At 73.8% G+C, this 1549-nt stretch carries 2 protein-coding genes; both read right to left on the bottom strand.

All coding sequences use genetic code 11. The features are described 5' to 3' along the window. Window positions 1-394: 394 nt before the first annotated feature. Window positions 395-487 carry an Ms4533A family Cys-rich leader peptide gene (locus tag AC51EU_RS30435; RefSeq protein ID WP_496270316.1) on the bottom strand — a complete coding sequence of 31 codons (93 nt, stop codon included), beginning with the start codon at window positions 485-487 and terminating at the stop codon, window positions 395-397. An 80-nt stretch (window positions 488-567) separates the two neighbouring features. Then, the coding region (locus tag AC51EU_RS30430; protein ID WP_496270315.1) for a DUF3152 domain-containing protein at window positions 568-1549 on the bottom strand (982 nt) is incomplete at its 5' end.

The raw sequence follows: 1549 nt of genomic DNA, 5'->3' as shown, positions 1-1549 counted from the left end.
GGGGAAACGGTCCGCCGCGCGGGGGCGGGACGCGCCGGACTCACCCGGAGTGGAGGCATGGCCACCGTGAGTGAGCGGTGTGGTGCGCACGTGGGTCCCCCCTTGTCTCCGGACCTGTGTCCCGTGTCCTGTCTGCGGTGGCCCGTCGGCCGCCCTCCGCAGGAAAACGCTATGCACTGGGGTGGGTGGCGCGACGGACGGTTGTCCATCGCGCCACCGGAAGGGGTGAACAGACGTAACTTTCCGCTCTCAAAGGCGTTTCAATGCGCTATATGTCCCTAGAACATGCCGTGCGCTCCCGGCCCGTACGGCGCGGGCGTCAGGCGGCGGCACGCGGCGCCCTCCGGGCGGCCGGGGCCGGTCGTGGACGGTGTCCACGGAGCCGGGAGGGGCCTCAGCGGCAGTCGGTGCCGGCCACACAGTGGACGGTCACGCCGATCAGCGCCGGCTCGACGGCGGCGCGGTGCGGGGCGTGACGGTGCGACACGCCCAGATCATCGAACGGGGGCCGATTACGGGCACGGTGTCCCACGATGAGAGACACCGTGTCTCCATTCCGCCGGGTCCTCACCGTTCGCCCGGGAACGGCCAGGCGTTGGGACGGCAGGTCGCCCCGTCCGTCGTCAGGAACTTGGTCTGCTGCATCATCACCGGCGCCAGGGCCCCCTCGCGGGAGCACACCTCGTGGTCGTGGCCGAGCCGGTGGCCGACCTCGTGGTTGATCAGCATCTGGCGGTAGGCGAACATCTTGTCCGGCCCGTACGTCGCCGAGCCCTGCGCCCACCGGTAGGCGTTGATGACGACGCGGTCGGTCGCCGCCGAGTCGCAGGAGACATTGTCCTCGGTGGTGTCCAGCCCGGACTTGGCGCACCACGCGGCCGTCGTCCCCGGGCTGGCCAGCGAGATCACGAAGTCGGCGTCGCCGGACGCCACCCGGCTGAACGCCCGCCGCCCGCCGTGCGCCCAGCTCCGGTCGTCATTGAGGGTCTTGTGCACCGCCTCGGCGAACAGCCCGCCGTCCAGCGGCAGTCCCTCCTCCACGTCGACGCGGTACCTGACCACTCGTCCGGGCCCGGGGGCCTCGGCGGCGCCGCCCGCGGGCCGGAACCGGCCGCTGCCCGTGAGGTCGGCGTCGAGCGGGTACGCCTGCGCCATCCGCTTCTCGTACGTGGCGGGCTTGGCGTCCTGGGGCGTCCTGGGGCGCGAGCGCGACGCCTCGCCGTCGTCCGCCTCGGTGTGGTCCGGGCCGCTCGCCCGGGTGCCGCCGGCGTCGCGCCGCTGGTCGGTGGTCTGCCCCGCGACCACCACGGCGAGCACGGTCGTCACGGCGGCGGCCGCCACACCGGTGAGCGTCCGGCCCATGGTGCCCTTTCTCTCCGGCCCGTCCCCGGGCGCGCCGGGCCGGGCCACCGTCTCACCGTCCTGCGGCGGGCCGTCCTGAGGCGGGCCGGACACCGCGCCACCGTCCGGCCGCGCACTCCGGGGAGCATCCGCGAGCGCGCCGCCGGTGGGCACCGTACCGGTCCCGGCGAACGCATCGAGGTATTCC

The sequence above is a fragment of the Candidatus Streptomyces philanthi genome, from assembly GCF_059553635.1.
The sequence above is the reverse complement of the archived record's forward strand: the minus strand, read 5'-3'. Positions and strand labels throughout refer to the sequence as shown.